The organism is Halomarina rubra (assembly GCF_023699475.1).
GTDB classification, from domain to species: domain Archaea; phylum Halobacteriota; class Halobacteria; order Halobacteriales; family Haloarculaceae; genus Halomarina; species Halomarina rubra.
In genome coordinates, this window is the sequence record NZ_JALXFV010000003.1 from 323219 (window position 1) to 335560 (window position 12342).

A 12342-nucleotide genomic window follows, 5' to 3' on the forward strand; every position below is an offset into this window, starting at 1 on the left:
AAAGCGCGTCTTACTCTTCGGCCGCGACGTCGACGTCCTCGTCACCGACGACCCACCGCTCGGAGTACGCCGTCCCGCAGGAACAGGCCGCGTAGGCGTGGACGACGTCGCCGTGTTCGTAGACGCCGCCGACCTCCTCGTTCTGCTCCTCGGCGAACGCGAACAGGAACTCGACGGCGTGGTCGGCGGCGGGTTCGTCGGGGTGGGCGCTCGGGCAGTCGCCGCCCGTCAACTCGCGGTCGACGTCGCCGTCGGTGCTCATCGCCGTGCCCGCAAAGGACATCGGGTCGATACCGGTCGCGTTCTCGAACGCCGCGCGCCCCTCGTCGCCCGGGAGGACGAGGACGACGCCGTCGTCGACGGCCTCGCCGTACCCGGCCAGCGCGTCGATGTCGGCGTCGCCCGCGATGTAGATGACGACGTCGTCGGTGCGCTCGCCGGCCAGAAACTCGCGTCGTGGAGCGTCCATACTCGACGTACTGCCGGACGGGTGAAAAACGGCGCGTGTTCGGGAAGCCGCGAGCGGCGCGTCCCGCCGGCCGGGACGGCGCGCCCGACTACCCGTCGAGGTCCTCGGCGATGCTCGACAGCGAGTCGCTCGGCCCCGAACTCGGGGCGTACACCGCGCGCTCGCCGGGAGCGCGGACACCGTAGAAGTCGTCGTCGACGACGTCGAGGTGGACCGACCGGCCGAAGTCGAGGCCCGTCGACTCGACCCACGCTTCGAGGTGGTTCTCACCGTCGCGCTCGCGGGCCATCCGGGCGTTGTCGTACGCACCGCGAATCTCGACGGTGCCGTCGACGGCCTCCTCGACGGTGGTGTAGTACGTCCGCCCGTCGAGGACGAGACGGACCGGTCGGTCGGGGACCGACAGGTCCTCGGGGAGGACGAGCTTCGGACGGCTGGTGCGACCGGCCCGCTCGACGCTGGCCCGGCGGGTCGTGACCGACGCGTGGTCGTGCGAGATACGGTCGCCCACCGCCTTACTCGTCGGCGTCTTCGTCGTCGCCGTCGAGACCGAGCAGCTCCGCGACCGACTCGCTACCGCGCTCGGTGATCTTGGCGTTGATCTGGCGGGTCTCCTCGCTGATCTCGCGACCGCGAACCGTGATGCGGCGGCGCTCGCCGTCACGCTCTGGTTCGTAGCCGACGCCACCCTCGAGCAGCACCTTCTTCACGCCGGCACCGGCGACGTCCGGGCGCATCGCGCGGCCGGCGTTGTCCGAGCCACCGGTGAGTTCGAGGCTGTAGCCGTCGAGGCCGACGACCGAGCCGTCGACCTCGTCGCCGAGGTCGAGGCCCATGAATCGGTTCGCGTCCTGTCCGTCGACGTCGAACTGGTGCGTCGTGCCGTCTTCCGGGTCGGCGACGACGACCTGAAACTCTGCCATACGGTGTCGAAACCGGCGCGTAGTCAAAAGGGTACTGAAACGACCGCCCCGAGAAAGGGAGATGAACACGCACGACGTACGTATCGTGTGAACAGCCCGCACATCGTCGCGTACGACGACGCCTCGTACGCCGCCGACGAAGCCGTGACCGCCGCTCGCTCGGGCGACTTCGACCGCGCCGACGACCGCGTCCGCGCCGCGTTCGCCGCCGTCCGAGCGTCGCCGTACCACACGCAGGTCGAGACGGTCCACACGCTCGGCGTCGACGCCGTCGACGTCCTCGCGGCCGAGGACGCGACCCGCGACAGTGTCCTCCCGACGCTCGAAGCGTTCCGCGCCGCCGTCGAACTGTGCCACGTCCGTGTCCACGCCGACGCCCGGTCGGCCTGAGAGCGCGCGGCCGCGTGCGTCGGGCCGCGGTCCCACCGTCCCGTTGAGCCACGGCACCACCACGAGTCGTTGTGTATTGCCCCGCCAGCAGTCGACACTACGTGCGTAGACTCAACCGTCGTCGGGGAGCGGCCACTCCGGTCGGTCGATGAACAGCGACAAGCCGACGTACGACGGTGCCGCCTACGCGGTCGACCAGGCCCACCAGCACGCCGCACGCGAGGAGTGGGGACGCGTCGGCGACCATGCCCACGAGGCCCTCGAACGGGTCACCGACGCCCCGTACCCCCACCTCGTCGACCGCCTCCACCGTCAGGCGACCGACGTCGTCCTCTCGTGCAAGCGCGGGGAGGTCGACACCGACCGCGTGAGCGACCGCCTCGACGAGATGCGCGAGACGCTCGCGGCGATGCACGACCTGGCGCTCTCGGAGACGACGATGCTCCCCGACGAACTCGACGACTGACCGTCGAGGCGCGCGACGGCCAGCTCCCCCGCGTCCCTCTTCGGCGGCAACGGCACCCGCAGACACCGACGACTAAGCCCGTCGCGCCCCTCTCCGTGTGTATGCCCGCGCCACCGCCACCGGCCGACCCGCCGGACGACGCGGACGCGTTCGCCACCGCCCTCGCCGAGCGCTTCGAGGCCACCCCCACCGAACGCCGGGTCGTCGCCCGACAGGCCCGCGACCTGGCAGACTCGGGGCGCTACGAGGCCGACACCGGCCACGAGTTGACGCCCGCGGTGGTCGTCCACGAACTCGCCGACGCACCCGACGAGCGCCTCCCCTCGAAGTGGAACTGGTGGCTGGGGTCGCTCGAACTCGCCTTCGGCGACTACGCCGAGTTCCAGGTCCGGGCGGTCGGGCGAGAGTGAGCACACGAGCGACCACCCGACGCGTCGCACGTAGCGCGTCGCCGGCGAACCGACGGAGCGAAACCGCTCGCTGCGGTAGCCTCCCACAGTGAACCTCCAGTTCCTCGGCGGGGCGGGCGAGGTGGGTCGTAGCGCCGTCCTGGTCGACGACTCGCTGTTGCTCGACTACGGGATGGCGAGCACGACCCCGCCGTCGTACCCCGTCGGCCGGGTCTCGCCGGACGCCGTCGTCGTGAGTCACGGCCACCTCGACCACGCCGGCGCGCTCCCCGCCCTGCTGTCCGGGACCGACCGTCCCGAGATACACTGGACGGCCCCGACCCGCGAGTTCGCGCTGACGCTCGCCCGCGACACGCTGAAACTCCACGGCCACACCCCGCGCTGTCCGTTCACCGAGACCGACGTCCAGCGACTGACGCAGGTGTCGCACGTCCACGACTACGGCGAACCCTTCGAGGCCGCGGGCTACGAGGTCACCCTCTACAACGCCGGCCACATCCCCGGCAGTGCGCACGTCCTCGTCGACAGCGCGGGACGAACTCCCGCTGGCGACCGAGGCTCGGCGAGTCTCGGTGACGACGGCGACACGCGCCTGCTCTACACCGGCGACTTCCACACCGACGACCAGCGCCTCGTCCCCGGCAGCACCGACCGCCCGGACGCCGACGTGGTCGTCTGCGAGTCGACCTACGCCGACGTCACCCACGAGCCACGCGAGCACGTCGAGCAGCGGTTCGCCCGACAGCTTCGAGACACCGTCGCGCAGGGCGGCACCGTCGTCGTCCCCGCGTTCGCCATCGGTCGCACCCAGGAGGTGCTGATGCTGTGTGAGCGCTACGACCTCGACTGCTACGTCGACGGGATGGGCAAAGACGTCTCGCGGATGCTGCGGTCCCACCCCGCGTTCCTGCGCGACCCCGACGCGTTCTCGCGGGCGGTCAGCCACGCCCGGTTCGTCACCTCCAACGGCCAGCGCGAGCGCGTCGCGAAGAAGAACACCGTCGTCGTCACCACCAGCGGGATGCTCTCGGTTGGCCGTACACATTGTCGGCGCTCGCGGTCCGGTCGTCGTTTCGGGTCGTCTCGGGTCGAGAGTCGTTATCGCTCATGGTCGAACCGACAGCGGAAACGACCGCGCTCGCGCCGAGCGGTCTGAGCGACCGTAATTCACTTGTCCTCGCACCGCGAGGAACCAAGTGAACACGGCGTCGCCCGCCTGTTCAGCGCGTTCTTTCCACGTTCGGGGTGTTCACGCACCCCGTCGTTTCCTACGTCGGTTAGCGAGAGCTACAGCCCACGGTGACTAAAACGTTCGCACCCGATTCGCCCGTTGACACGAGTTAGACGCCCGCTCTCGCCCGTTCAGTATTACCGCGTATTATTTTGACCCGGCGGCAACAGTATTCAGCGCCGGACAGTTCGTCACCGTGGCCGGTGGCGTTACGTACTCCGCCGCCGAAGCCACGGCCGGACACGCTCACCGCGTGTTCCATCATATCTTACGAGCGGCCGTCGGGGCCACCCCGACGCGTCGCCCGTTCGGCACCACACCCTACAAGCCGAGGCTGAACACGTGGTCGCGGTAGTCCTGCTCTATGTCCTGATAGTAGCGGTGGATGTACGTATCGACGGCCTCCCCGTGGTGGTTCGCGCCGCGAGCGTCACCGCGGAGATAGCGGAGGTCGTCACGGTCGATAGGGTTCTCGCCCTTCGAGAACCACGTACAGAAGAAGTGCCGTCCGTAGTGCGACTTCCCCGTAATCGGGCGGCCGTCACCGACTCGCGTTCCGTTCTCGCCCCACTCGTCGGCCGGGAACGCCGTCTCCCATACCGGCGAGAGCGACGACCGCTCGTGCAGGTAGGTGCCGGTCGTCTTGCCGAGGAACAGCCACGGCGTGTCGGCGGGCGTCGGCCGAATCAGCAGGTAGGCGACGAGCGCCGCCCGCGTCTCGTGGTCGAGCGGTATCACTCGGTCCTCACGGGACTTGTTCCCGACGCGGCGGTGCTTCGACGGGACGTAGATAGCGTTCGGGTAGGCCGTCACCTCCGGGTGCGTGCCGAGGTCGGGGTACGCCTCACGGACGGCCGGGTCGTCGATGTTCACGTCGCGTAGCTCCGCGTTCCGCACCTCCCCGGCGCGCATCCCCGTCTTGACCTGTAGGACGATGATGGCGCGGTCGCGGATGTGCGTCACTCGACGGACGGCCGCCCGGAGGTCCGCCAGCGAGACGTGTGGGTACTCGGCGTCAACCTGTTTGTCGAACGTCAGCCCCTTCGGGTCGAACGGGTCGAACTCGGCGCTGTGGGGTAGCTCGCCGCGCGAGGAGAACCACCGGAACGCCGCCCGGAGAATCGCTATCTTCCCCTTGATGGTCCGGGGCTTGTTCCCGACCGCGCGTTCCCGCGCGATGAACGCCTCGACGTGCGTCCGATTCGGGCAGGCCGGGTGACGGCCGTGGGCGGCCATGAGCGCCTTCCACTGCCCGACGACGCGCTCGTGTTCGGCCACGGTGTCGGGCCGGAGCGCGCCTTCCGCGTCGGGCGTCTTGCGCTTCGTGTTCGCGTCGAGCCACAGGTCGAACACGTCAGTCCCGGCGGCGTCGAGCGAGGCGAACGTCGGTTCGTACTCCACCCACGGGTCGGCCGACCGGCCGAACGCGTCCCCGATTTGGGCGAGTGCGTCTCCGGGCGTTGCGGTGTCGTCGGTTGGGTTGGTGTCGTCGGTGTCGATAGGGGTCATAGCTGTCCTCGGGCGATTTTCTCGCTCCAGACGCGGCCGGTCGCACCCTCGGGGTACGCCGCGGCGGCGAACAGGAACGCGTTGTAGATGGTCGGGTGGTCGGTGTGCGTGACGAGCCAGTCGTAGCACTGCTCCAGCACGGTGTAGTAGTTCAGGTAGACCGTGCCGACGGACTTCGCGCGGCCGGTCCGCTCGAAGCCCGGCGCGCTCCCGTCGAGCAACGCGGCCAGCCACGCCTCCACGTCGGCGGGCGTGGCGAGTGTCGGATGCACGTCGCGGGCGTCGCAGAACGCCACCCATGAACCGAGCGCCCGGTCGTACTGCTCGCGCCGCCGGGCCGAGGCGGTCGTGTAGCTCTCCGTCTCCCGGTAGGCGTCGAGCGTCGAGCGCCCGTCACGGCGTTCGTGAGCCTCCACGAGCGGCCGGAGCGCGTCGGGGCGGTGTCGAGCCGGGAGCGCGTCGAACGACTTGTACGCGCCCATACGGGACTGTGGCGTCACGTCGAACGTCGGGGTGAACGTCCGGCCGTCGCGCTTACTCACGGCCGCCCTCGGTGTAGTACGGGAGGCCGACGCCGAACCCGTCCGAGTAGTTGTTCTCGTCGCCGTCGTGGTCGTGGTCCCGCACCGGGTGGTAGTACGTCTCGCCACCGTCGGCCGTCGCCCGAATCACGCCGTCGGCCACGGCCGCGTCGATGTGCGCGGGAACGCGCTCGACGCTCGTATCACGGACGTATCCCAGCACGTCGGCGAAGCTCGCGCCGGGTTGGGCCAGCACGTACTGGTAGGTCGCGGCGGCGTCGGTGTCGGCCAGCCGGTCCTCCAGCGCCCGGACCCTCGCACGGAGCCGGTCGGCCTCGTCGCGGGCGTCGTCGCGTTGCTCGCGGAGTACGTCGGCAGTCAGGTCGCGGTCGTCGGGGTCGGTCGTGGCGTCGAACTTCTTGAGTCCGGCTTCGACCATTGCACAGATGAACTCGCTCGTACCCATGTCGAGCGCGTCCGCCGTCTCCGACCACCGGGCCGCGGCCTCGGTTGTCGGGTAGGCGTTGAGGTGTTTCGTCGTCATATCTTACGAGCGGCCGACAGTCGGCCGTCTCTGACGCTCTTACGCCTGTATAGGAGATAACGTCATCGCCACCCGTAGCGACTTGGCCAGTTGGCCTCAGACATTGTGAGCGCTCGGTCGGAGAGCCTGCAAGAAATATAAGAAAGGCCGAAACACTCAAACTCCGACAGGACAAATGGCATACGTATTATGAGTGGATTTGGCGAAGCGGTCGCAGGCATCGGGAAGGCATCGGCCATCATCGGCGGCGTGTTTGCCGTCGCGGCCATGCTGAAGATACTGGGCCTGTTCATGGTCGGGATGCAGACCGCCTCAACGGGCGTCGTTCCCGCTCAGGCACTCGCCGCCATCATCATTATCGCCACGCTCGCTCAGCTCCCGTGGTGGCTCACGTAGGCAACCGAAAGGGGTTGTCGAGACGTAGCTCCCCCGCTCTACTCCAGTTCGGCCGCCTGTTGGTTCGCCGTCTCTTGCACTTGCTCAATGGTTGGGTGTAATTCGCGCTCTATCGCCGCCAGTTTCACCCCCGAATCCAGTTGTGTGAGCGCGTGGTTCAGGTCGGCCGCTAACTGCTCTAATCCGTCCACCACTTGCTCGTCAACGTCGAGCGGACCGCCTTTCGCCGCATGGTCGCGCAACTCGTCACGACGGTTCGTAAATCGCTCTACAGGGCGAACATCGTGGTCTACCTCCCGCCGATTCATCACGTCGTACCAGTCGGCCTCCGTCACTTCCGCGAGCGCGTTCGCTTGCGTATACCAGTCGTAGCGCGCTCGTCTCGTCTGACTGCCGTACTGCGCCTCTACCTGCTCTTTCGCCACCCTCAGCGAGACGACATACGAGATAGCGCCGCCTGCGATAGCCCCGGCCAGCGCCCCGAAAACCGACGCCACTATCGACATACGGCGACTTTCGACGGCCCGAAGATAAGTTCCCCGCCGTTCACATGTCTCCGGCCTCCTTGACCGCCAATATCTCGTCACCGAGGTCGTTCAGGAAGTTGATTATCCCCCACAGGATAGAGAGCGTCACTACTCCGCCGAACAGCACCGTCTCCAGCACGCCGAGCGACTGCATCATCGGTGTGCTGGCCCACCATATCAGACCGATATTCGCAAACACCGAGACGGAGTGGTGGCGGTACGAATCGGGTATTTGCTTGAACGGGTGTGCGGTGATTCGGTCGTACTCGTTGACTTCGAGTAGTGGGTAGAGCGCCCATATGACAGCGATAAATAGGGTCGTCGGCCACGCGAGCGACCCCGGTACCGGTGTGAAAAGTAACCAGACCGCGACGGCCGTGAAGATGAGATAGTTGGCCGCGTGGATGTAGGTGAAGCGTCCGAGGGCGGGTATCTCACCGTATCTCGCGCTCCCTGGTATGAACGGGATTCGCCACGACTGTTGCCCGTGGACCGCTATCAGGTCCATCTCGCGCACAGTGTCGCACAGCCGCGTGACGACGAGGACCACCAGCGGGACGAACAACGCGACGAGACTGTCCTCGGCCATGTGTTCGACACGTTCCCGTGTGCTTACAGTTGTATCGTCTCACTCGCCGCGGTTCCGCGCTACTCCGCGCGGTCGTCGGGGTCGCCGTCCGGGTCCTCGTCACACTTGGCGTCCGGGGCGAGGTCCCGTCCGTGTTCGTCGTGGCCGTAGGGCGTCCACCCGTCGGGCAGGTCCTCACCCTCCGGCGGGTCGCCACGGTAGTCCGCCTCCTCGCCGTCCGGCGGCGCGGGGCGACGCCGGAGCTTCCGTATCCACGTCACCCCCTCCGGGTCGAACGCGACGACGCGCTCACCGCCGCCGTCACCGTCGTCAGTCATACTCGACGTAGGCGGGCCGTGGGCGTATCCCTATCGCCCGGCAGAGACGAGCGGGGGTACCACCCCTTTCTTTCAGACTATCATAGCTGATTCAACTGTTAGACACAGAGCGTGAGTCTATCGGCTCGGACTCTCTTTCGCTCGTTGCTTCTGGGCGAGGTAGACGAACACCCCAGCGACGCCGAAGAAGCCGTACAGAACGCCTTTGAGCCGTGGTGAGGACGCCCCTCGCTGTTTTGAGTCGTGGTAGACGTAGTAGCCGACAGTTGGCCAGAATACCAGCAGGTAGAGGCCAACACGGAGGAACAGGCCACTGTACGCTGTAAGCGGGTCCATGCTCCAAGTATGTGACAACACACCAAAGATATTCCGTCGGTGTGTTAGACTCGCGGCACGTGTCTAACAATACCGGCAATCGAGGCAAGCGTCGAGAACTGCCACGACCGGACGGGCCGCGCGGTCCGGCGTCACCCGGCAGAACCGCCGGTCGGTCCGTTGCACGTCGCCGCCGGTCATGGGCGTCACCGTGTAGGAGGCCGCACGAAGCACGTCACGGCCCTCGGCGTCCAACACGGCGTGAACGGCCACCCCCGGCCCGAACCCGTCGCTGTGGGTGTCGTAGCGGACCACCTCCGCCAGCACGCGGTCGCCGAGGCCGACCGTCCACCACGGGCCGGTGTCGTCACTGCCGAGCGTCAGCGCCGCCGTCGTCACACCGTCGAGTCGGGCCTGCTCCGAGTCGCCCGTCGCCACGCTCGTCCGGTCGGTCATAGTCCCGATGCTCACGGTCCCGGCCCGCCCCCGAACAGGTCCTCGGGGTTCAGTTCGTCGTCGCCAGCGAACAGGTCCTCCGGGCCGGACGGGCCGCCGAGCGGGTCCGGGCGTTCGGCCTCGCCGTCGCGGCGGTGGAACAGGTCGCCCACGCCGTCGGCGAGACAGTCGCCGCATATCTCCGCGTGTTCGTATCGGACCGCCGGGGTGTCGGCGGCGTGGTCGGCACGGCCGCCCGGCGGGCGAACCGACAGCACGAACGGGTCGCCGCCGTGGAGGTCGCCACAGTCGTCACACCGAAACGCGTCCGCCATCGGTCACGCCTCCGGTCCCGGTGACGGCGGGGTCGGTTCGTGGTCGTCGGCGTCGTGACGAAGCCGCTGGCGGGCCACGTCGAGCAGGTGGGCGGCGCGGTCGTCGCTCACCGACTGCTCGCTCGGCCCGGCCGGGTCGTCCACGCGCTCACCGTCAGCGTCGAGCGCGGCCACGTTCGGACGAATTAGGCCCCAACAGCCCCACCCGGCGCTCGGCAGGACTACCTCGCCCGGTCGCACGGTGACGCGCACGGCCGTCTCGCCCTGCTCGGCGGCTCGTTTCGCCGGGTTGCTGTCGGCGGGAAGCTCGGTGTAGCCCACGCCGTACTCCTCGGCGTCTCGCTCCGTCGTGTAGAGCGTCAACGGGCGGAGCGCGACGACGTGGTGCGTCTCTGCCGGTGGGGTGTCGTCGGCGTCGTACCGTCGCTGTGTGTCGTCTCGGGTCATGTCGCCCCTCCGGTCACGTCGAGCGGACCGTCCACGTCCTCGGGGTCCGGTAGCTCTCCGGCCTCGTGGAGCGCGGACAGTTCGTTCTTCGCGGCGCTCACGGCCTGCTCGGCCTCCACGCGGAACGCCTGTCGCTCGGCGGTCCCCGGCGAATCCAGCCGCTCGAACAGCGGGGCCTCGCCCACGGCCGCGAGCCGGTCGGCGGAGTGCCGCCAGCGCCGGGTGCCTTCGGCGAGCGACAGCACGGTTCCGGCGGGTTGCTTCGCCAGCACGCCGTTGCCCGTCGTGGCGCTGTGATACCAGTCCCGCGCCTCGGCCTCCTCGCGGTCCATCCGCACCCACGTCTCACGGAGCGTCACGACCCACGCAGTGCCGTCAGGTGGGGCCGCGGCCTCCACGTCGCGCTTCGTCGTCACCATATCAGTCGTCACCCCCACGGTCGTCGTCACCGTCAGCGCGATTGCGCGTCCGAACGCGCGTTCGCGTGCGGTCCTCGGTGGTCGTGGTGCCGTCGGCGTCGGTCGTGGTTCGGGTCCGGGCCTCGCGTCGAGCGCGGCCGTCGGGGTCCCCGACCGCCGTGGTCCGCTCCATCGTCTCCGTCTCGCGCTCGCTCGTAGCGGCCCTGTCGCGGTCGCTGTGGCCGTCGTTCTCGTCGGTCATGTCACCGACCACCTCGGCGCTCGCGGTTCTCCTCGCGGTCGTCGGCGAGGCTGTCGCGGCCACGTCGCCACCCGCGGTCGTCGTAGGCGTTCCGGTACGCGTCGGCCGACAGCGAGGGGAAGCCGTCGGCGTCCTCCGGGCCGTCACCGCCGCGGTCACGGTTCGCCGTCAGCGAGGCGTTCTCGCGGCGCTCGTACTCCCGCACGCTCGTCACGGGTCCGCCCAACCGGGACGGCCCGCCGTTCATCTTCGCGCTCGGTGAGGCCACCGACGCGCTGAAGTTCGCACCGGGAAGGGTGCGACCACCGACGGGGTTCTTCTGCTCGGCTTCGTTCGCGCTCGGTTCGCCGTTCTCGTAGGCGGTAGCGGCGCTCTCCACGCGCTCGGTGGCCGCCTGCTCGCGTTCGCGCTCACCCGCGGACGTGGCGGGGAACGACGAGAACAGGTCCGCCAGCGGCGTCCTGCCGCCGTCGGCGCGGGCCTCGTCGCCGTCGTCACCGTCCGCAGTGTCGTCGGGCAGGTCGAACGTCGTCGGACCGATGACGTAGCCCGGTTCGACCGCCGCCGCGTAGCGACGAGCGGCCGCGTAGCTGGCGAGTTGCACGTCCTCGCCGGTCACGTCGTCGCGGTCGTTCTCGTCGGCCGCCTCGGCCCACTTTCGCGTCTCGGCGTTCACGGCGCTCTCGGCGACCGTCTCCCACACCACGCGCTCGTCGCCCTCGGCCTCGCTGGCGGTGTCGAGCAGGGCCGGGACACCGCCCTCGCGGTACGTCGCCAGCGCCGACTGGATGCTCTCCGTCACCTGCTCTTTCGTCAGCCGCACGGCGTCGTCGGGTAGGCCGTCGTCGTTGGTTCCGTCGCCGTCGCTATCCGTACCGTCGTCGTTGCCCACCAGTCCGCCGTCGGTCGCCACGTCGGCGACGCCGGGGTCGCCACCGATGTGACCCGTCGGGGCCTGATTGACGCAGAACTCGCGCGTCATATGGTGACATTAGTGCCTTCATATATGAAGGTCCGTTTTCGGTCACACTGACGAGCAGGTCGCTCACCGGGTCGAAACGCGTCGGACCGCGCACAACCGCGCGGTCGGCGGGGATGAGGTGCGCGTCGAACCGCGCGGAACCGCGTTCAGTGTGGCCGGAACCACGTCGGGTACAGTACGCGGTCGGGCGAGGCCGGTGGGTGGGTCCTACTGCTCGGCCTCGGCCACGTCAGCCTCGGCGTCGGCGTCGCCGTCGTCGGTGACTATCTCGTAGTCGAGCGTTGCGTTCGGGTCACGGTGGTCCGGCACGTCGTCCACGGGCGCGTCGTGGCCGTTGCGGCCCTCTATCCAGTCGGCCCGGCGCTTCGCTATCCTGCTCGCGGCCTCCCACTCCTCGGCGTCGAGCGCGCCCTGTAGCGACCGCTCGAAGGCCGCATACGTCGTCAGCGCGTGGCGGTCGCCGATGTTCTCGGCCACCCACGTACTAATCGCCGATAGGTCGCGGGAGATTGTCGGCTGAGAGACACCATATTGTTCCGCCAAACGTGCCTGTGCAGGAAGGGCGGCCGGGGTGCCTGCCTCTTTCACACGGTCGAGTAGGTCCTTCCGGCGCTCGTCGGGCGAGTAGTCCTCCGTCGGCTTCGACGGGTCGAGGCTCACGCCGTCGAGTGGCACATCGGTCATTGTTATTCGCTGATATTCGCCGAGGGGCGTTGTACCTTCCGCTCACGGGGTTTCAGTCACCGGTTCGGACCGTCGGTCGCTGGCGGATGAGCGGACCCGACGACGAGGGCGGTGGTGGTGGTAGTCGGCACCATCACGTCGGGGTGACAAAACCGCGGCCGGGGGTGAAAACCACCCCGACCGCCCACCGAG

Annotated in this window: 22 protein-coding genes; 5 read left to right on the forward strand and 17 right to left on the reverse strand. The window is 68.5% G+C overall.

Annotated features, from left to right (window positions below):
* Positions 1-10 precede the first annotated feature (10 nt).
* The 3 genes from M1L36_RS06870 to M1L36_RS06880 all read right to left on the reverse strand — a co-directional run bounded on the left by M1L36_RS06870 (position 11) and on the right by M1L36_RS06880 (position 1392).
* A complete protein-coding gene (locus M1L36_RS06870; RefSeq protein WP_250872982.1) occupies positions 11-469 on the reverse strand; it encodes a DUF5807 family protein in 459 nt (152 codons plus the stop codon).
* A gap of 88 nt (positions 470-557) precedes the next feature.
* A complete protein-coding gene (locus M1L36_RS06875) occupies positions 558-980 on the reverse strand; it encodes a DUF7112 family protein (RefSeq protein ID WP_250872983.1) in 423 nt (140 codons plus the stop codon).
* A 4-nt stretch (positions 981-984) separates the two neighbouring features.
* Positions 985-1392 (reverse strand): 30S ribosomal protein S6e, encoded by a 408-nt coding sequence (locus M1L36_RS06880; protein WP_250872984.1) that lies wholly within the window; start codon positions 1390-1392, stop codon positions 985-987.
* A gap of 87 nt (positions 1393-1479) precedes the next feature.
* Between M1L36_RS06880 and M1L36_RS06885 the strand changes: the two genes are divergently transcribed.
* From M1L36_RS06885 to M1L36_RS06900, 4 genes are all read left to right on the forward strand, one after another.
* Positions 1480-1782, forward strand: coding sequence for a hypothetical protein (locus M1L36_RS06885; protein WP_250872985.1), 303 nt, complete (start codon positions 1480-1482; stop codon positions 1780-1782).
* A 148-nt stretch (positions 1783-1930) separates the two neighbouring features.
* Positions 1931-2248, forward strand: coding sequence for a hypothetical protein (locus M1L36_RS06890; RefSeq protein WP_250872986.1), 318 nt, complete (start codon positions 1931-1933; stop codon positions 2246-2248).
* Positions 2249-2349: 101 nt separating this feature from the next.
* On the forward strand, positions 2350-2658 hold the full coding sequence (locus tag M1L36_RS06895; protein ID WP_250872987.1) for a WNWW family protein: 309 nt from the start codon (positions 2350-2352) through the stop codon (positions 2656-2658).
* A gap of 88 nt (positions 2659-2746) precedes the next feature.
* Positions 2747-3814: an MBL fold metallo-hydrolase gene (locus M1L36_RS06900; protein WP_250872988.1), complete on the forward strand. Its 1068-nt coding sequence runs from the start codon at positions 2747-2749 to the stop codon at positions 3812-3814.
* 396 nt (positions 3815-4210) lie between these two features.
* Here the strand turns inward: M1L36_RS06900 and M1L36_RS06905 are convergent, their stop codons facing one another.
* The 3 genes from M1L36_RS06905 to M1L36_RS06915 are packed head-to-tail and all read right to left on the reverse strand — an operon-like array spanning position 4211 to position 6463.
* Positions 4211-5398, reverse strand: a complete 1188-nt coding sequence (locus M1L36_RS06905) for a tyrosine-type recombinase/integrase (RefSeq protein WP_250872989.1) — start codon at positions 5396-5398, stop codon at positions 4211-4213.
* A complete protein-coding gene (locus M1L36_RS06910; protein WP_250872990.1) occupies positions 5395-5940 on the reverse strand; it encodes a hypothetical protein in 546 nt (181 codons plus the stop codon). The genes M1L36_RS06905 and M1L36_RS06910 overlap by 4 nt, the downstream gene beginning before the upstream one ends.
* A complete protein-coding gene (locus M1L36_RS06915; protein WP_250872991.1) occupies positions 5933-6463 on the reverse strand; it encodes a hypothetical protein in 531 nt (176 codons plus the stop codon). The genes M1L36_RS06910 and M1L36_RS06915 overlap by 8 nt, the downstream gene beginning before the upstream one ends.
* A gap of 189 nt (positions 6464-6652) precedes the next feature.
* Between M1L36_RS06915 and M1L36_RS06920 the strand changes: the two genes are divergently transcribed.
* Positions 6653-6859, forward strand: a complete 207-nt coding sequence (locus M1L36_RS06920) for a hypothetical protein (protein WP_250872992.1) — start codon at positions 6653-6655, stop codon at positions 6857-6859.
* A gap of 38 nt (positions 6860-6897) precedes the next feature.
* Here the strand turns inward: M1L36_RS06920 and M1L36_RS06925 are convergent, their stop codons facing one another.
* From M1L36_RS06925 to M1L36_RS06975, 11 genes are all read right to left on the reverse strand, one after another.
* On the reverse strand, positions 6898-7365 hold the full coding sequence (locus M1L36_RS06925) for a hypothetical protein (RefSeq protein ID WP_250872993.1): 468 nt from the start codon (positions 7363-7365) through the stop codon (positions 6898-6900).
* A gap of 40 nt (positions 7366-7405) precedes the next feature.
* Complete coding sequence (locus M1L36_RS06930) at positions 7406-7975, reverse strand: hypothetical protein (protein WP_250872994.1); 570 nt, start codon at positions 7973-7975, stop codon at positions 7406-7408.
* A gap of 59 nt (positions 7976-8034) precedes the next feature.
* A complete protein-coding gene (locus M1L36_RS06935) occupies positions 8035-8292 on the reverse strand; it encodes a hypothetical protein (RefSeq protein WP_250872995.1) in 258 nt (85 codons plus the stop codon).
* 117 nt (positions 8293-8409) lie between these two features.
* The gene (locus M1L36_RS06940; RefSeq protein ID WP_250872996.1) at positions 8410-8628 is read right to left on the reverse strand and encodes a hypothetical protein; all 219 of its coding nucleotides are present in this window, start codon (positions 8626-8628) and stop codon (positions 8410-8412) included.
* Positions 8629-8691: 63 nt separating this feature from the next.
* The gene (locus tag M1L36_RS06945) at positions 8692-9078 is read right to left on the reverse strand and encodes a hypothetical protein (RefSeq protein ID WP_250872997.1); all 387 of its coding nucleotides are present in this window, start codon (positions 9076-9078) and stop codon (positions 8692-8694) included.
* Positions 9075-9377, reverse strand: a complete 303-nt coding sequence (locus M1L36_RS06950) for a hypothetical protein (RefSeq protein WP_250872998.1) — start codon at positions 9375-9377, stop codon at positions 9075-9077. The genes M1L36_RS06945 and M1L36_RS06950 overlap by 4 nt, the downstream gene beginning before the upstream one ends.
* Positions 9378-9380: 3 nt before the next feature.
* Positions 9381-9824, reverse strand: a complete 444-nt coding sequence (locus M1L36_RS06955; RefSeq protein WP_250872999.1) for a hypothetical protein — start codon at positions 9822-9824, stop codon at positions 9381-9383.
* Positions 9821-10243 carry a hypothetical protein gene (locus M1L36_RS06960; protein WP_250873000.1) on the reverse strand — a complete coding sequence of 141 codons (423 nt, stop codon included), beginning with the start codon at positions 10241-10243 and terminating at the stop codon, positions 9821-9823. Before M1L36_RS06960 ends, M1L36_RS06955 begins: the two co-directional genes overlap by 4 nt.
* Position 10244: 1 nt before the next feature.
* Entirely contained in the window at positions 10245-10484 is a 240-nt protein-coding gene (locus M1L36_RS06965; RefSeq protein WP_250873001.1) for a hypothetical protein, read from the reverse strand.
* Between the two features lies 1 nt (position 10485).
* On the reverse strand, positions 10486-11466 hold the full coding sequence (locus M1L36_RS06970) for a hypothetical protein (protein WP_250873002.1): 981 nt from the start codon (positions 11464-11466) through the stop codon (positions 10486-10488).
* 207 nt (positions 11467-11673) lie between these two features.
* Entirely contained in the window at positions 11674-12126 is a 453-nt protein-coding gene (locus tag M1L36_RS06975; protein ID WP_250873003.1) for a hypothetical protein, read from the reverse strand.
* Positions 12127-12342 lie beyond the last annotated feature (216 nt).

Bases quoted from the DNA above. Each gene is read 5' to 3' on its own strand.
- M1L36_RS06905 (WP_250872989.1), bottom strand. From the start codon at position 5,398: ATGACCCCTATCGACACCGACGACACCAACCCAACCGACGACACCGCA.
- M1L36_RS06895 (WP_250872987.1), top strand. From the start codon at position 2,350: ATGCCCGCGCCACCGCCACCGGCCGACCCGCCGGACGACGCGGACGCG.
- M1L36_RS06955 (WP_250872999.1), bottom strand. From the start codon at position 9,824: ATGACCCGAGACGACACACAGCGACGGTACGACGCCGACGACACCCCA.
- M1L36_RS06970 (WP_250873002.1), bottom strand. From the start codon at position 11,466: ATGACGCGCGAGTTCTGCGTCAATCAGGCCCCGACGGGTCACATCGGT.
- M1L36_RS06915 (WP_250872991.1), bottom strand. From the start codon at position 6,463: ATGACGACGAAACACCTCAACGCCTACCCGACAACCGAGGCCGCGGCC.
- M1L36_RS06940 (WP_250872996.1), bottom strand. From the start codon at position 8,628: ATGGACCCGCTTACAGCGTACAGTGGCCTGTTCCTCCGTGTTGGCCTC.
- M1L36_RS06920 (WP_250872992.1), top strand. From the start codon at position 6,653: ATGAGTGGATTTGGCGAAGCGGTCGCAGGCATCGGGAAGGCATCGGCC.
- M1L36_RS06880 (WP_250872984.1), bottom strand. From the start codon at position 1,392: ATGGCAGAGTTTCAGGTCGTCGTCGCCGACCCGGAAGACGGCACGACG.
- M1L36_RS06965 (WP_250873001.1), bottom strand. From the start codon at position 10,484: ATGACCGACGAGAACGACGGCCACAGCGACCGCGACAGGGCCGCTACG.
- M1L36_RS06870 (WP_250872982.1), bottom strand. From the start codon at position 469: ATGGACGCTCCACGACGCGAGTTTCTGGCCGGCGAGCGCACCGACGAC.
- M1L36_RS06890 (WP_250872986.1), top strand. From the start codon at position 1,931: ATGAACAGCGACAAGCCGACGTACGACGGTGCCGCCTACGCGGTCGAC.
- M1L36_RS06925 (WP_250872993.1), bottom strand. From the start codon at position 7,365: ATGTCGATAGTGGCGTCGGTTTTCGGGGCGCTGGCCGGGGCTATCGCA.
- M1L36_RS06935 (WP_250872995.1), bottom strand. From the start codon at position 8,292: ATGACTGACGACGGTGACGGCGGCGGTGAGCGCGTCGTCGCGTTCGAC.
- M1L36_RS06950 (WP_250872998.1), bottom strand. From the start codon at position 9,377: ATGGCGGACGCGTTTCGGTGTGACGACTGTGGCGACCTCCACGGCGGC.
- M1L36_RS06960 (WP_250873000.1), bottom strand. From the start codon at position 10,243: ATGGTGACGACGAAGCGCGACGTGGAGGCCGCGGCCCCACCTGACGGC.
- M1L36_RS06930 (WP_250872994.1), bottom strand. From the start codon at position 7,975: ATGGCCGAGGACAGTCTCGTCGCGTTGTTCGTCCCGCTGGTGGTCCTC.